Genomic DNA, 13,991 nt, shown 5'->3' on the forward strand with positions numbered 1-13,991 from the left:
CGAACGAAGCAACTTCCTTGCTGGTGCGCCGGGATTGCCACGCGCAATAATTGCCCGGTGGGATCAGCCCCTCGCTCGTTCGAACCACCTGCCACAGCGGAAGCACTCTTCGGTGCTGAGCTTCGTGCTCGGCGGGTTGCTGCTGGATTGTCGCTACGACAGCTGGCACCGCTAGTACTTGTCAGCCATGACCTGCTGGCCCGGATCGAGAAAGCAGAACGACGCCCGCACCCTGATCTGGTGGATCGTCTTGACGCTGTCCTGAAAACAGGCGGTCGATTGAGTCGTCTCGCGGCTCCGTTCACAGAATCTGCCCGACTGTCGAGACGCCACGTTGTGGTTGAGCCAGATTCAGCAGAGACTACGCTCCGCGAGCTCATCGCACGGGTGCGAGCGGCGGACCACACGATGGCCGGTGAACACCTCGACGAGGTAGTCGCCTACGCCGACGCAGCGAAGAAGATGGTTCCCCAGCTTGCCAAGTCCTATCGAAGTTCCTTGCTGCGCGTCATCGCCGAGGCGCATCAACTGGCGGGTTGGATGCTGTTCGACCGCGGTAGCGTCGTGCTAGCCGACAAATCGTTCATTGCGGCTAAACGTGTCGCCGAACAGGCCGGCGCGCTGGACTTGCTTGCCTTTATCGGAGGGCCGAACGCAAGCTTCATGAGCACGTGGACTGGCGATCCCGCGCGCGGTGCCGAGCGAGCCTATGCGTCTCTGGCATGGGCGCGGCGAAGTGGCAATCACCGACTGAACGCATTCGTCTGCACGATGGCAGCGCGAGCTCACGCGAGGTTGGGTGAGTCCGACCTGTGTGCACAAATGCTGGTCACCGCTGAGGCGGAGTTGTCACGGCATCGTCCGAGCGAGCCCGACCCGGTCTGGCTCGAGGTGTTCGATGATGCCGCTCTGGCTGGACATCGAGGATCGTCCCTGTTGGACCTCGGCCAACTCCGATCCGCGATCAACTATCTGCGAGAGCAGGATTCAGCTAGCCCGGCAGTCTTTGTGCGCAACCGAACTATCTGGCAGCTCGAGCAAGCCGAAGCCCAGCTGCGAATTGGTGACCAGGAAGCCGCCGCATCTTCGATCGAGGAGGCAATCAACGGGGTAGCCACCAGTTCGATTACGCCACGGGTCTTGCACATGTTTCGGTCCGCCGAACTGCGATTACACACCTGTCACGGTCCCACGGTATCGCCGGTCAAAGAACGCTTGGCGACCCTTATCGCGGAGTTCGGGTGAGCGGGTAAGTTGCCCAGCGCATTTCGATCCCGCTTGGTTTTCGATCAACCTCAAGCAACTCCCCCTGCAGTCTGCCTTCGACAGCACGGAATCTCCCTGGCCCTTCTTCGACGAAGTGAGTCCCCCCCGCTACAGGGTCGCTGAGGAGGGACGCATACAGCCCATCTCGCTCCCAGCGGAATACGACTTCGTCAGCTTCCGACCACCAGCTACCCAGGATCGGTTGAATGTGCTCGGGGCAAGGCGGTGCGGGGGACCAAGGCAGCACCGGTGTCGGCTGCTGGACTGCTGCGGCCATTTCCAGAATTTCGAGGGCGAGGTCAGCGGCTCTGATTCCTCGGGTGGCATTGGATAAGACCACCACTGTGAGTTCGGTAGCACGGTCCAGCATCAGCGCGGATTGGAAGCCGGGCATCGCGCCGGTATGCCCTGCGGCGATGCGGTCGTGCCGCCGCTCTAATATCAAGCCCAGCCCCCAACCTCGTGTCCAGCCGACCGTATCGACCATGACCTGAAGCGTGTGCATCTTTTTCACTACTGTGAGGGGCAGGACGGTCGCGTCACCTCCACCCAACACATGTCCCCAGCGAAGCAAATCACCTGAGGTAGACCACATTTGGCCCCCGACGCCAATCGCAGCCTGGTCCATGACCGGCTCACGGTGGACTGCATCGATGTGCGGGTCGAGCCGGTAGCCGACCACAGCATTAGGCGGCGGAGCCCAGCTGGTTTGGTTTAGCCCCAGTGGGTTCAGCAGAGTTTCCGTGATCAAGGCGTCGCACGGTTGACTGGTGACCTCTTCGATGATCTGGCCGAGGACCGCGTAGCCGAGGTTGGAGTAATGCCAGCGCTCTCCAGGGGCCCCGACAAGTTCGGTACGCTCGAACATATCGCGGAGTTCGGTTCGTGACGGTCCGTGCATGCTCTGCCACATATCGGAGGGCGCTTCGCGCTGCAGGCCGCTGCTATGCGACAGCAACATGCGAACAGGAAGATGGCTGAAGGGCGTGCCCGGGAGATATCGACCTACCGGGCTATCCAGAATCAGCTCACCCCGTTCGACGAGCAGTAGGGCAAGCGCTGCGGTGAAGGTCTTCGTGATCGACCCGATGCGATAGCTGCTCTCACCGGTGGCGGGAATCGAATTCTCGACGTCTGCATAACCGACAGAGGCGGCAGCCAACTGAACCCCCCTGGCGCCGACACCCACCGTCAGGCTGGGGACCCGCGCAGTGGACTGTGCCTCGACTACACGTGCCGACAGTGCCGCTTGGAAGTCGCTATCCATGAACTCCTCTCGGTTGAGCACCAGCATCCCACAAGTCATCACCGCGCTCTGTGGACAACCATTTTGTCAACAGCAAAAGCCTTCCACAGCGCATTCCTGCAGGCCAGGGTAGGACCAGCACTCAGCACGCCGTCCCAGTTTCATCCGCCAAAACTTCGACGGCTGGGCGTGCTGGCTTCCAGGTTTTGTCAGCCGTCCTCCGAGTGCCCCGATCAAGGAGGGCCTGCGATGGAGAGCACGAAAGCAAGCAAGCCACCGCAGCCTCATGCGGAAGCTCATCGCAACCGTGAAGTTTGGGCTGTATCGCTTCTGTCGGCCAAGTCCCAATGACTACTGAGGAGTCAGTGCCATGTGGTTCGGATACGCACAAGCGGCACTTTTGACCACCACGCAGGCTCATGATGCCGTCGTGCGGGCGATGCACGAGTACGCCAGCTCGTTCGCGTTCGGCCCTGGCGAGGTGGTCATCGAGCCGATGGCGCCAGAGCGGATGCTGCGGGCAATTGTCGCGGAGGTCGATCGTCAGGATCCTGCTCTCGCGGTGATGCGGCGGTTAGAGTACGTCGCCGCAGCGTGGAAGGTGGATCTGGAGCGGCTGTTCGACCCCGGCTCGCCGCGCACGCAGTCGCTGTGGCGGGTGATGGAGGAGATCGAGGGCCAAGGCGGTGGCCATCTCATCGTGCCGTCGCGCGAGCATCTAACCGGTCTCGGGCCGTCCGGTAAGGCGGTTATCCAACGGCTCACGCGCATGCCGCAGGCACACATCTACTACCTGCAGAGCACCACCGATCGCGACCGCGGGTGGGGGGCGGAGCCGGAGTCCGGGGTTTCCGTGGCACCTCGGGTGGACGTGCGCGTGTTGGCGGAGTCGAAGGTGGGTGCGATTCCGACGGTGACCCGGTTCGACATCATCGCGGAGTTGACTCGGCTGGAGTGGTCGGAGTTGATCGAGCCGGTGGACGCGTTGTATATGGCGTTGGCTGATGACGCCAATGCCGCCGCGATGGCTGCCGGTGAACTCGGTATCAGTCCGTTCGGCCACCAAGGCGTTATCCGCCTGTTGCAGTGTGACGACGGCCAGTTGATGGTCGAGTTGCAGGAGTCTCGCCACCGTGACGACGCGCCGACCGCAGCCTTGGCGGCGCTGTGCGCGCGCATCGACCGCTACACCGCGCACGGTCACACGTTCACCCGATGCACGCTGTCCTCACAACTTGCGTCACCACCGATACCGGCCGCCGAACGCGTGGGCAGGCTGTCGTGAACCGCGCGCCGTCGGAGCGAACGGCCCACAAACAGCCCACGGTCGCCTGCAATGTCGGCGCGGAAGCGTTGTTGACGCCCGAGCAGCTGCTGGCAGCGATCTCCGGTCACCTCGACCCCGATAACTCGTCGCCGCTGATCGGGTTCGCCCGTGACCTCGCCGATCTGCACGCCACGCTGCTGCCCTCGCGCCTCAATCGCCGGCATCAGGCCGCCGGTTTCAGCCAGGTCGACGTGCACGAGCAGGTCATGGCGGTCGTGGGCGAGATCAACTCGTGGGCGGTGTTTCACCTGCCACGCCCAAACGGTGCACGCAGGCACACCCATTCCTTCGGCGAGGTGATCAGTCATGTCGCCGAGACATACGCCTCGGCTTGGTGGACCGTTCGCCACAGCGACGACGAGCAGCTGCGCCACGATGCGTGGTTCCACCTCGCTGAAGTCCGGGAAGGCTACGCCGATCTGCTGGCCGATATCCATGCCCGCCGTGTGGAGCTGCCCCTGGGATGGCGCGGCATCCGACCCACACCATGACCACGAGAACAGGAGCGACACGACCCATGGACTCGCGTGTGCCGAGCCTGGCCGGGCTGCCACAGGCGAAGGAATGGATTACTCACTTCGCCGCACAACTACCCGCCCAGCACAAATACCGGAAACTGCTGGCTGTCTTCACAACCGCGGGCTGGCGAGCGAAGGCATGGTTGCGCGGTCGGGCATCCCACACCGGCACTGCTGCCGCAATGGGCCACAGCTTCGAGTGGGTGGCGATGCTGTCTGTGTCGATCATCGACATTCATCACCGACGGGCTCAGGCCAGCGGGGCAGCTCGCGGCGCGATCGACAGCGAGATCGCCTGGTGTGTGAGGACGATCGACGCGAAGCTCGCGGGTCTGCTCGATGTGCCCGCCGGGCAGATCGCGGTGGGTCAGCTGGTGTCCGCAATGGCGCAGCAGTGGGTGGCCTACGCCCACCATCCGCAAGACGAAACCACGCTGGTGGAGGTACTCGCCGCGCAGCGCGCCTACAACGCCCGGGTCGAGCAGCTTTCGACGCTTCCACGCGGCGGTGCGTCGTGAGCCATCCCAGGAGCGCTTTGTGACACCCCCGCACGCACCGCTGTCTGCTGATGCGCCGATCGCCCTCGGTTACATGCAGGTCCCGCTTCTGGCAGAACCCGACCGTGTCGGTGCGCTCATGCGACACCGCGCGCAGAGCTGGGGATACCGCTGGGGCGGAACACATCTCGACCACCACAGCCACGGCCACACGATCGCCGCCCTGGCTCAGCACGCCAGCCGCGAGCCCGATGTCTGGCTGATCGTCGTCCCCGACGCCACCCATCTACCCGGCGGTCGTCGGCTGCTGACCACCCGCACCATGGTCATCCGCATCGTCACCGCCGATACCGACGACGGCGCCACCCTGCACCGCCCCACCCCTGTTCCCGGTGGCTCCATACTCGCCCTCCTCACCGGCCCCACCCGCGAGGACACCTTCGAAGGACTCCTGTGAGCACACACCCGCCAACGCCGCCGCTGCCCGACATGAACCGACTGGTCGCGCTCTGGGACGGCGTAGCGAACCCGGTGACGAATCTCGAACACGCCGCTCGAGTCGCGGTCACGCTGTGGATGACCTGTCTCGACGGGGTGGACTTCTCCAACCCCGGCGACGTCCAAGACCGACTCCTCAAAGGGGTGGAGGCTGATCCGGACCACACCGTCATCCGTGTGATCGACGACGAACTGACCTGGTATCTGGGGAACCGGCCGGGGTCGGTGGTCTTTGTCGATAACGACTTCCCCGAGATCGTGACCGCCGGGCAATTGATCGATCGACTCTCCATGTGGATCGCGATCTCCGCCACATGGCCTCCCCAACTGGGTGACTGCCCGTTAACACCGGCCATCGCCGAGTTCGGTCGACGCTACGACGCGTTGATCACCGGCCTTCTCACGGGTAGTCGCCGCCAGCCCCGCCGCCGAGCCGACGGCATGCCACCTGTCCAGCGACCGCGGCGCATCGAGCTGATAGCCGTGCCCCACCGCGACGGCGGCCGCGAGCAAGGCGGGTTGCGTTCGCCCGCGCCTGACTCGCGCTGACCAACCACATCTGCAACCCGTCACCCGACTCAGCGACGTCTGCGCAGGCACCGCCGCTGGGTCAAACCCGACCACACCCGAAGGGATTCTCTCTTGCATCCGCCACCCCACCACGGCTCCCTCGGCGCGCCCGCCGCGCCATCGCCTTGGCCGGTCGCGCGGCCGTCTGGCTCCGCGGTGTTCGAACACCAGACCGTTGTGCTGGACACCGACCTCGGTCACGACCTCGATGACGCACTGACGCTATGGGTCGCCGCCGAACTCGTCGCGAACCTGATCGTGGTCACCAACGACGAAACCCCAAACCACGACCGCGCCCGCTGCGCCCGCGCCTTCCTCGACCGCATCGGCCGCCGGGACGTCCCCGTCGTCGCCGGCCGCACACTCGACGGTTCCGCCGGCCGGTTCGTCATGCACGGCCACCTGCCCGAGGCGCGGCCGGTGCCCACCGATGTCACCGACTTCCTCTCCAGCGTGTGCGAGACCTCCACCCGCCACATCATCTGGGTCGGGTGTGGGCCCGTCTCCAACCTCGCCGAGTTCTTCATCACCTGCCCCCACCACATCGAGCAAATCGAGTTCACCATGCAGGGCGGCTGGCTCGACCGCTACCGCAACCCCAGCAAAGCGTCACACAACCCGCGCATGGACCCCGCCGCGTTCGGGCTGGTCCTGCGCGCCGCTCACCGGCCCCGATGCGTGCTGTCCACCCACACCAACGCCCCCGAACTGACCGTCGGCCCCGACTCCCACCTGTATGCGTGGCTGACCGGCCCCGACGCGCCACCATGGGCTCAACTCGTCGCCGCCAACGCCACCGAATGGTTCACCCACCGGCCCTCCAGCTGGATGAACGACCCGGTCACCCTCGCCGCTGCCCTCGGCGTTCCGGCCGTCGAATTCGGTGCCGAAACCGTACGGATCGCCGCCGACGGCCGCATCACCCGCGACCCCGCCGGACGCCGCATCGAAGTCTCCACCCGCATCGACTACCCCACCGCCCGCACCTGGCTGGCCGAAGTCCTGCCCCTCGATCCACCAGCGGAGCGACCCACCCGCCTGGAAACCACGACGACAGCTTCGGAAGGAATCTCCACATCATGACCCTCCGCACCGCCCTCACCACCATCCTCTACTCGCTCGCCGCGCTCTACCTCTACGACGCCATCACCACCCTCGCGCATCGGCGCGCCGCTGCCACCACCCACGACGTGCTCACCCACTACGGCACCGACCACGACACCACCCCCGGCGCAACCCACAACTGAGCCCGCAATCCCGTGAGCACCTCGACTGCCCCGGTCCAGTTCAGAACAACGCTTCCTCCCTCAACTACAAGGAATCCGACGATGGAACAAGGAACCGTCAGATGGTTCGACAAATCAAAAGGCTATGGATTCATCGCCTGCGACAGTGGCAGTGACGTCTTCGTCCACCACTCGGCGATCCTCGTAGGCGGTTACCGCAGCCTCGACGCCGATCAGCGCGTCCAATTCACGATCGGCAAAGGTAGGAAAGGACCTGCCGCGCAACAGGTTCAACCGCTGTGACCGCCACCAGCCCGTCCCACACCGGCATCACCGACACCATCACGCCGCCACCACGCGCTGTGCGCAAGCACTACACCCGTCAACGCTTGCTGCGGTCGGCCACGAAGCTTTTGCTCACCGACGGCTACACCGCCACCTCCATCGACCGGATCGCCGAGCACGCCGGATTCGCGCGCAGCGAGTTCTTCGGCCACTTCGATCACCTGCAGCAGATCGGCCACGACGTCGCAGACCGGCTGACCCGCCACGCTATCCGAAGAATCGGATGTTTCCAGCCACGCAGCGACGACCAGCTCGTCACGACACTGGCCCTGTGGGCGTCCATCCTCATCACCCGCCCGGGGTGGATCCGTCTGGAACTCGAACTCGCTGCCCTCGGCACAGCCAGTCGCGCCCAAGTCATCTGGCGGCTCAACCAGCTGCGCAACGAAGTCCGCGATCTACTCACCAGCAGCACTCACCAGCCTGACCCATGCATCGATCTCGATCTCACGATCCCGTTCCTACTCTCGGCGATCGTCGGCATGGCTACCGAAGACACCGGCGACCTCCAGGTGGCACGGGCCAAAAGCCGAGACAAGGTCGAGTTCGTTCTGCGTACCGCCGGAATCTCCTGAAACCATCCCAGCTCCGGGTTCACCCACATGCATGGGCTCCCATCCGGCTCCGGCGCTGCACAGCCGACCCCGACTGACGCGCCACCGAACGATCACCGCCATGCGGACTGTCACCACCACAAAGCAACACGCAATCACGTTCCAACAGACGCACGAGCTGGCCGACCACACGCCCGCAGTCCTCCTGGGGAGGTTCCATATGCCCGATCTCCTACCGATCACCGGTGTTCGCACGCGGAGCGGTATCGACACCACCCACGCGAGCATCGCTCGCGTCTACGACTACAGCCTCGGCGGTACGGACAACTACGCCGTCGACCGCTACGTCTTCGACAAACTGCGCGAAGTCGCACCCAACCTCGCCGACGCCGCTGGTATGCATCGTCGCTGGGTGCACAGGGTCGTCCGCTACCTCACCACCATGGGCATCGATCAGTTTCTCGACCTTGGCGCCGGGCTCCCTGCCGCCCTCACCACCCATACCATCGTCCAAACAGAGAATCCCGACGCTCGCGTCGTCTACGTCGACAACGACCCCGTCTGCTACGCCTGCGGCCGAGCGCTACTCGAAACCGACCCCAGGACCCGTTACGTCCGCGCGGACCTCACCGTGCCCAAGGCACTGCTCCAGCAGCCAGAAATCACCGAACACCTCGATCTCGACGGGCCGATCGCTCTGATCCTCGGCGGCATCCTCCACCACGTCGATGACGCCCTCGGCCCGGCCGCTGTCACCCGCGAGTACATCGACGCACTCTCACCCGGCTCGTATCTGGCGATCACCCACTTCTGGGACCCGGACGACGGCTCCGAAGCCCACGACCTGGCCCGCGAACTGCAACGCCGGTATACCGACGCTGGGCTGGGCTGGGGCTGGTACCGCACGCGCCGCCAGATCCTCGACTATTTCGCCGACCTCGAAATCGTCGAACCGGGGCTGGTCGAACTCGACGACTGGTGGCCCCCCGGGCCGGCGCAGCGGCCCCGCTTGCTCGAGGAGCGGCTCATCCTCGGCGGTCTGGCGCACAAACCGCGCCCACGCCAGCTCATCAGGATGGTCACCCGGTAAAGCCGGAAGACCGGCATCCGGCCTACCGCGCCCGCGCACCTGGTCTCCCGATGGGCGAATCCAGGACGTGACGGCGGGAAGAGCATCGACACCGCACGGATTGTCACATTTCCGCAGGTCAGAGAGGATAACAACATTGCACGACCCACATTCGGACGGCAGTCGGCGAGGCAGTGGCGCACCTGCTAAGTTCGCGGGCATGCCTGCTCGCGACGACAAGACCGTCGGCCTCGTACTGGTCACCTACCAGAGCGCGGAGGACCTGCCGCCGTTCCTGGAGTCACTGCCGGCGGCAGTGGAGCCCTACACCCTCGATTTCGTCGGTGTCGACAACACCTCCACCGACAGCAGTGCCGACCTAGTCGAAGCATTCGGCGGTACGGTCATCCGCAACAGCAAAAATGTCGGCTTGGCCGCCGCCATCAACCAAGGCGCGGCCGCGACCAACGCAGGCTGGATCCTGGTCGCCAACCCCGACACCCGCTTGGCACCGGGGTCCATCGCCGCGCTCGTCGACACCGCCGCGGCCGACGACCGGATCGGCATGATCGGACCGAGGGTAGCCCGGCTCGACGGCACTCCCTATCCGACCGGCCGCCGATTCCCGTCACTCGCGGTGGGAATCGCGCACGCCTTGCTGGGGGGAGTGTGGCCAGAAAACCCAGCAACCCGAAGGTATTTCGGTGAACCGGTAACAGCGATCAGTGACGTCGACTGGATCTCCGGCTGCTGCATGCTGTTTCGCCGCGAAGCCTTCGACGCGATCGGCGGATTCGACACCCGCTATTTCCTCTACTTCGAAGAAACCAAAGTCGCGCTCGACATGCACCGTGCCGGGTGGCGAGTCGTACTCGACCCTAGCGTCGAGATTCGGCACCGCGAAGGCGGCAGCATGCGCTCCGCTCCATTCCGCAAGATCCGCAGCCACCACCGCAGCGCACTGCGCTTCTACTGCGACTACCACCAAGGCTCTCCCTGGCTGCTCTTCGCTCCGGTCGTCGCAGCAGGACTGGTCGTCCGGGGCGCGCTGTCGGTGTTGCGGACCGCAATCACACAGCGCCTGACCCACTAGGCCGGACGCGAGGCTTGCCGCAGATATCGTCCGGAAAGACCCGCTCAAACCCAGCCGCATCGAGCGCGGCGCGTAACGCCTCGGGATGGCTATCACGGGTGGCGACCCACCCGTAGTGGTAGGAGAACACGCTGGCTGCCCACCGGCATACGCTGTCGGATGGGCTGGACCAGGCCAGAGTCACCGTCCCGAAGCGCGTCAGCACCGGGGTCAGGTTGAGAGGCTGCGGGTTGCATGGCGATGGAGTCTGCCGGTCAGCGCGCCAGCCACCACTGGCTGGTCCCGGCCGGGCTGGAAAGTCCCGTCGATGAAGGGATGACGGCGGCAATGAGTTGCGGTGCAGCACGCCCATGCCTGCTGCACCGCATCGTTCGGGGCTCCCACCCCCGCCGACCACTCGTCGACCGCTGAGCAGCCGCAGCCTTCGAGTCCAACACCCCAGCGCGGCCCCCGGCGGCATGCTCACGGGGGCCGTCGCACACTCCGGCGGAGAGTAGCGTCGCTGCCGATCGTCGTCTCGGGTCGCCAGTCGGCGAATTCGCCGCCGCATGCGCATCCGCGTCATCACGCCAGCGGCGGCCGGCGGCCGCCGGGGCAGGTGCGAGTGAACGAATCGGTCGAGGTCGACCGGCCAGCAGTGCTTCGCAGGACAGGACCGCACCGCGGCGAGTATGGCGAGCACGACCATCCTGCGGTGGGTGGCCACGCCGTTCTCGACGCTAGTGGCCAGTCACAGGTTGGCCGGAACATCACTCCGCATACAGCTAGGCGCCGCGCCCGGACGGGCGCTTCAGCCAGCATCTGGGAGGCGTGCTGCGGGGTAATGGGGTTGCCGAAACCATCAGACTGAAGTGGACCGCTCTGGCATCTCGCACCTGCTTGTCAGGCGAATGGCTGCTCTACCAGTCGAATTCCGGCGTCGAGGTCGGCAAGCAGCTTGTGCAAGACGTGGTTCCCGGTTCGCGAAGAGGGCATGCATTGGTCGCAGTCGTCGGGGACTGGATGTTGCGCTGATGTCGATACGACATCCAGGATTCGTGTCCGTTTAACCGACCCGAGGTCATAACCGGATTGCGCGAAGCGGGGTTCGGCTTTGAGATCGCAGGGTGTGAGGTGGCCGTAGGCGCCAATGGTGGGTCGGAAGTAGCGGGCGAGGCATTCGTCGGTGCGAGTGCGGTCGGGCGGGTGTCCGTTGGCGAGGGCGACAAGTTCGTCGGCGATGTCGATTCGGGTGTGTGGTGGCGGGTTGCTTCGGATCGTGCGCAGCTGGTCGCGGACGTTGGCGAGTTGGTCGATGGTGAGTCCGTCAGTGACGTCGACCTCATCCTTGCGTATGTCCAGCCAGTCGGCGCCGAGTTCGTCTGCGAACTCAGCCATGGCGGTGATCTGGTGGTGGTTGATCGGCTGAACCACAAATCCGATTCCGACAGCAAGGCGGTTATCGCGCTCGCCAAGTAGGGCTGCGAGATTACCGGTGACGCGCTCAAGGGCGCGCAGTTTGGGCCGTATGCGGGCGACGCGGTCATATGTGGCGGCGTCTGGGGAATGGATGCTGAACCGGACACGCTGGCACCGCAGCAACGCATGAAATAGCGGCGTGCCTGGTCGGATGCTGAATCCAGTGGAGTAAACGTGGATTTCGAATCCTAGCTCGGCTGCGTTGTCGAGAAGGTGCGGCAGATCGGGGTTGAGCAGTGCTTCGCCACCGCCAGAGACGACAAGTCGACTCACATTGTGGTCCCGCAATTCGCGTAGCACACGACTCCACTCAGCGGTGGTCATCAGGCCGTCGGTGTCGAGTTTTTTCGTGGCGTAGGTGAGTTTCTGTTGATCTGACCACAAGCACATCACGCAGCCGTAGTTGCAGGTGCCCCGGGTCGGGTGGATTTCGACAGTGTCCGAAAGGACTGGTTGCCTGGCACGGATGAGGCCGGGACGTTCGGGGGCTTGTCGCCACTGCTGGACCGTTGCCGCAGCGAAGGCCCATCGCAGCCGGTGCGGGTAGTACATAGAGTCGACGAGCTGCCTGATGGCCGGCGCTTCCCGGCAGAAGCGGTATGCCGCACGTACTGTGTCCAACCCGGTGTCCACGCCCGCGGCTACGGCGGCCGCCGGCGTTGAGGGTTCGGCGAGGTGCCGCAGGATCGCTGCCCGAACGGCTTCGTCGCGGGGCGCCGAGTTGATCGCGTTGTCGGTGAGTTGGGCGAGGCGCTCATCGGCGTGCAGCACCTGGAGCGCGGTTCGCAGATGGGGGGTCATGCTGGACTCGTTTCGGTGATGGCCAGCGGGAGTTCGTCGCGGACCGCCTGCCATTCGGAGGGCCTGAGCAGCGTGATCAGCGATCGTTGTCGGTCGAAGACGAGCACGGTGCCGGTGGGGTGTTGCACGATGCGCTTGTTGGATGGGTCGGTGCGCAGCTGCGCTGCAACTGTCGAGGCGTTCAGCGGGTTACTCATGAGCCAGTGCTGGTCGACGCTCGTGATCGGGGTCATCTCGATGTTCGGCGGCGCATTGTCGGTGCGTCCGATGAGCTGGTCGGTGATCTCTTCGTCGGCGGCGACGCCGAGTTGGAACTTGTGCTGCGCCTCGACGGTGCGTGGCAGTTGCCAGGCATCGCCGTCGGTCAGCAGCGACTGCGCAGCGGCCAAGAGGTCTGAGACCGGTCGATCGTGGATCGAGCCGATTACGGCGTTTCCAACCATCTCGCGGCCCCATGTTGCGGCCTGCAGCCGGAACTCTCCGTTCGGGCGGATGTTGCAGAGGGTGTCTTTGACCTGTTCGGAGAGCTGCTGCAGGGTGATGGTTCGGCCCGGGTTGACCGTTAGGGGCCGGATACCGGTGGCCGGCCACATGGAGTTGAACGTCAGGTACAGCCCCTGGTGGAGCAGGCGATGGTGGTGGCGATCGACGAGGGCTTGTACTTCATGGAAGTCGTTCTCTCGCAGGGCGAGCCGCGGATAGTGTTGCCGGGCTTGGCCGGAGAAGCTTGGAGCGCACAGGTGATGCTGGGTCGCCAGTCCCGATTCGGCTAGGTAGTCGCTCAACTCGATCACTCGCCGCCAGTTGCCTTGGTGGACGACCGTGATCACCGTGATCGGTTTGCCGGTGTCGTGCAGGCGCTGCAGACCTTCAAGTACGGTCGGCAGGTTTTTCCCTCGCGCGGACCCGTGCAGTTCGTTGGTGATCCCGTCGACGCTGGTGCATATGCGCGTAAGGTTTGAGGCTGCGAGGTTTCTCTGTATCTGGTCGGTCAGCTTCGTGGCGTTCGTGATCAGCGTGGATGCGCACCGCTCAAGCCCGTGCGTGGCCTCGAGAAGCTCAGGCAGGTTCTTATGCAGCGTTACTTCGCCACCCGTCAAGACGATCTCGAGGATCCCCGCATCCTCGGCGGCAGCAAGCGCGTCGATGACCACCGCAGCCGGGAGTTGCTGCTCGAGCCACACTTTCCCAGGGTGGCAGTAGTTGCATCGAAGGTTGCACTCGTTGACCGCGTCCACGACCAGACGTAGGGGGCGACCGACAGGCTCGATCGGACCCGTAGCGACGGAAATGACCGAAGCTGATTTCCATTTTTCCAAAGCAGTTGATTCCCATTTTGATTGGGCGCTGTAGTTTCACGAAATGCGCGGATTAATGGCATAGATTCACCGGAAGCGTGGCCCCTTAGCGAAGAGGCTGGCTTTATGCGGACACAGCTGTGATCGCTTCGCTTCTGCGGCGGCGCTCAGGCGGAGCCCAAAGGGACGGCCAGCGTTGAGAAATCGCGTGACGCACGCACGCAA

At 64.6% G+C, this 13,991-nt stretch carries 15 protein-coding genes and 1 pseudogene; 13 read left to right on the forward strand and 3 right to left on the reverse strand.

The features are described 5' to 3' along the window. Positions 1 to 57 precede the first annotated feature (57 nt). Positions 58 to 270 (forward strand): annotated as a pseudogene (locus ACIA5H_RS30250) (multiprotein-bridging factor 1 family protein); the annotation flags it as partial. Positions 271 to 408: 138 nt separating this feature from the next. Beyond that, the gene (locus ACIA5H_RS30255; RefSeq protein WP_397079102.1) at positions 409 to 1,245 is read left to right on the forward strand and encodes a hypothetical protein; all 837 of its coding nucleotides are present in this window, start codon (positions 409 to 411) and stop codon (positions 1,243 to 1,245) included. On the opposite strand, the gene ACIA5H_RS30260 is transcribed toward ACIA5H_RS30255, so the two are convergent. Then, entirely contained in the window at positions 1,226 to 2,560 is a 1,335-nt protein-coding gene (locus ACIA5H_RS30260) for a serine hydrolase domain-containing protein (protein ID WP_397078994.1), read from the reverse strand. The two genes, ACIA5H_RS30255 and ACIA5H_RS30260, sit on opposite strands and share 20 nt — an antisense overlap. Positions 2,561 to 2,882: 322 nt before the next feature. Between ACIA5H_RS30260 and ACIA5H_RS30265 the strand changes: the two genes are divergently transcribed. The 11 genes from ACIA5H_RS30265 (at position 2,883) to ACIA5H_RS30315 (ending at position 10,209) form a co-directional block, all read left to right on the forward strand. Continuing rightward, positions 2,883 to 3,797: a hypothetical protein gene (locus ACIA5H_RS30265; protein ID WP_397078996.1), complete on the forward strand. Its 915-nt coding sequence runs from the start codon at positions 2,883 to 2,885 to the stop codon at positions 3,795 to 3,797. After that, on the forward strand, positions 3,794 to 4,330 hold the full coding sequence (locus ACIA5H_RS30270) for a hypothetical protein (RefSeq protein ID WP_051021553.1): 537 nt from the start codon (positions 3,794 to 3,796) through the stop codon (positions 4,328 to 4,330). Before ACIA5H_RS30265 ends, ACIA5H_RS30270 begins: the two co-directional genes overlap by 4 nt. Before the next feature lie 38 nt (positions 4,331 to 4,368). Further along, the gene (locus ACIA5H_RS30275; protein ID WP_397078998.1) at positions 4,369 to 4,875 is read left to right on the forward strand and encodes a hypothetical protein; all 507 of its coding nucleotides are present in this window, start codon (positions 4,369 to 4,371) and stop codon (positions 4,873 to 4,875) included. Between the two features lie 118 nt (positions 4,876 to 4,993). Then, complete coding sequence (locus ACIA5H_RS30280) at positions 4,994 to 5,311, forward strand: hypothetical protein (RefSeq protein WP_397079000.1); 318 nt, start codon at positions 4,994 to 4,996, stop codon at positions 5,309 to 5,311. Then, complete coding sequence (locus tag ACIA5H_RS30285; RefSeq protein WP_397079002.1) at positions 5,308 to 5,901, forward strand: hypothetical protein; 594 nt, start codon at positions 5,308 to 5,310, stop codon at positions 5,899 to 5,901. Before ACIA5H_RS30280 ends, ACIA5H_RS30285 begins: the two co-directional genes overlap by 4 nt. Before the next feature lie 93 nt (positions 5,902 to 5,994). Further along, positions 5,995 to 7,005, forward strand: a complete 1,011-nt coding sequence (locus ACIA5H_RS30290) for a nucleoside hydrolase (RefSeq protein WP_397079004.1) — start codon at positions 5,995 to 5,997, stop codon at positions 7,003 to 7,005. Further along, positions 7,002 to 7,169 carry a hypothetical protein gene (locus ACIA5H_RS30295; protein ID WP_397079006.1) on the forward strand — a complete coding sequence of 56 codons (168 nt, stop codon included), beginning with the start codon at positions 7,002 to 7,004 and terminating at the stop codon, positions 7,167 to 7,169. Before ACIA5H_RS30290 ends, ACIA5H_RS30295 begins: the two co-directional genes overlap by 4 nt. Positions 7,170 to 7,250: 81 nt before the next feature. Beyond that, positions 7,251 to 7,451 carry a cold-shock protein gene (locus ACIA5H_RS30300; RefSeq protein ID WP_397079008.1) on the forward strand — a complete coding sequence of 67 codons (201 nt, stop codon included), beginning with the start codon at positions 7,251 to 7,253 and terminating at the stop codon, positions 7,449 to 7,451. Further along, the gene (locus tag ACIA5H_RS30305; protein WP_397079010.1) at positions 7,448 to 8,068 is read left to right on the forward strand and encodes a TetR/AcrR family transcriptional regulator; all 621 of its coding nucleotides are present in this window, start codon (positions 7,448 to 7,450) and stop codon (positions 8,066 to 8,068) included. Before ACIA5H_RS30300 ends, ACIA5H_RS30305 begins: the two co-directional genes overlap by 4 nt. Positions 8,069 to 8,267: 199 nt before the next feature. Next, on the forward strand, positions 8,268 to 9,137 hold the full coding sequence (locus ACIA5H_RS30310) for an SAM-dependent methyltransferase (protein ID WP_397079012.1): 870 nt from the start codon (positions 8,268 to 8,270) through the stop codon (positions 9,135 to 9,137). Positions 9,138 to 9,336: 199 nt separating this feature from the next. Further along, positions 9,337 to 10,209, forward strand: a complete 873-nt coding sequence (locus tag ACIA5H_RS30315; protein ID WP_397079014.1) for a glycosyltransferase family 2 protein — start codon at positions 9,337 to 9,339, stop codon at positions 10,207 to 10,209. A gap of 882 nt (positions 10,210 to 11,091) precedes the next feature. Here ACIA5H_RS30315 and ACIA5H_RS30320 read toward each other — a convergent pair. Continuing rightward, positions 11,092 to 12,468, reverse strand: a complete 1,377-nt coding sequence (locus tag ACIA5H_RS30320) for a radical SAM protein (protein WP_397079016.1) — start codon at positions 12,466 to 12,468, stop codon at positions 11,092 to 11,094. Next, complete coding sequence (locus ACIA5H_RS30325) at positions 12,465 to 13,706, reverse strand: radical SAM protein (protein WP_397079018.1); 1,242 nt, start codon at positions 13,704 to 13,706, stop codon at positions 12,465 to 12,467. The genes ACIA5H_RS30320 and ACIA5H_RS30325 overlap by 4 nt, the downstream gene beginning before the upstream one ends. Positions 13,707 to 13,991 lie beyond the last annotated feature (285 nt).

The organism is Nocardia sp. NPDC051900 (genome assembly GCF_044452545.1).
Lineage (GTDB): Bacteria > Actinomycetota > Actinomycetes > Mycobacteriales > Mycobacteriaceae > Nocardia > Nocardia sichangensis.

What these genes read in the sequence shown, in the direction of transcription:
- ACIA5H_RS30255 (WP_397079102.1), top strand. Translation starts at nt 409, where the DNA reads ATGGCCGGTGAACACCTCGACGAGGTAGTCGCCTACGCCGACGCAGCG.
- ACIA5H_RS30260 (WP_397078994.1), bottom strand. Translation starts at nt 2,560, where the DNA reads ATGCTGGTGCTCAACCGAGAGGAGTTCATGGATAGCGACTTCCAAGCG.
- ACIA5H_RS30265 (WP_397078996.1), top strand. Translation starts at nt 2,883, where the DNA reads ATGTGGTTCGGATACGCACAAGCGGCACTTTTGACCACCACGCAGGCT.
- ACIA5H_RS30280 (WP_397079000.1), top strand. Translation starts at nt 4,994, where the DNA reads ATGCGACACCGCGCGCAGAGCTGGGGATACCGCTGGGGCGGAACACAT.
- ACIA5H_RS30295 (WP_397079006.1), top strand. Translation starts at nt 7,002, where the DNA reads ATGACCCTCCGCACCGCCCTCACCACCATCCTCTACTCGCTCGCCGCG.
- ACIA5H_RS30300 (WP_397079008.1), top strand. Translation starts at nt 7,251, where the DNA reads ATGGAACAAGGAACCGTCAGATGGTTCGACAAATCAAAAGGCTATGGA.
- ACIA5H_RS30310 (WP_397079012.1), top strand. Translation starts at nt 8,268, where the DNA reads ATGCCCGATCTCCTACCGATCACCGGTGTTCGCACGCGGAGCGGTATC.
- ACIA5H_RS30315 (WP_397079014.1), top strand. Translation starts at nt 9,337, where the DNA reads ATGCCTGCTCGCGACGACAAGACCGTCGGCCTCGTACTGGTCACCTAC.
- ACIA5H_RS30320 (WP_397079016.1), bottom strand. Translation starts at nt 12,468, where the DNA reads ATGACCCCCCATCTGCGAACCGCGCTCCAGGTGCTGCACGCCGATGAG.